Here is a 585-nt window from a genome sequence, read left to right as displayed (position 1 = left end):
CAGATGTTCTATTTCCCGTTCATCTTCTTCGATCTTTTCTTCGGCGCGGGCCAGTGCAGAGCGCAGGAAGGCCTCCGTCTCTTCAACCAGACTCAGTTGCTGGTCTTTCTGACGGAGCTGGCATTCCAGTTCTGCAATGCGAATGAGGTATTTTTGATTCATGGCCGTTTTTATAATCCGGCCATGACATTTTTACAACATTGTCAGTGCGTTAAGGCGGGATGTTTTTGGCTGACGCCAGTCCAGCTTATCGAGGAGCATTGCCAGTTGCGAGCGGGTAATGGATACCTTGCCGTCACGCACAGCAGGCCAGATAAACTGGCCTTCCTCCAGGCGTCTGGTGAACAGGCACAGACCATCAGCATCAGCCCACAGGATTTTAATCATGTCACCCCGTCGGCCACGGAAGATGAACAGGTGACCGGAGAAGGGATTATCATTCAGCACATGCTGTACCTGTTCACCCAGCCCGTTGAAAGACTTACGGTAAGCGTACAGCCTGAACCGTCTGGTCAGAATCTGACGAATTAGACAAAGTGGTGTCCACCAAATAAGTAGTGGGAACCAAAGTGTCAGATATGCAGA

At 50.6% G+C, this 585-nt stretch carries 1 protein-coding gene and 1 pseudogene; both read right to left on the bottom strand.

Annotated features, from left to right (window positions below; genetic code table 11):
* A pseudogene (locus tag BGK49_RS29660) lies at positions 1-162 on the bottom strand (IS66 family transposase); the annotation flags it as partial.
* 30 nt (positions 163-192) lie between these two features.
* Positions 193-528 carry an IS66 family insertion sequence element accessory protein TnpB gene (gene tnpB, locus BGK49_RS17240; RefSeq protein WP_050546149.1) on the bottom strand — a complete coding sequence of 112 codons (336 nt, stop codon included), beginning with the start codon at positions 526-528 and terminating at the stop codon, positions 193-195.
* Positions 529-585: the final 57 nt, after the last annotated feature.

Origin of the sequence: Shigella sp. FC1544, from assembly GCF_001722145.1 — a bacterium.
Classification (GTDB): domain Bacteria; phylum Pseudomonadota; class Gammaproteobacteria; order Enterobacterales; family Enterobacteriaceae; genus Escherichia; species Escherichia coli.
This window is presented reverse-complemented; position numbering and strand designations above follow the sequence as displayed.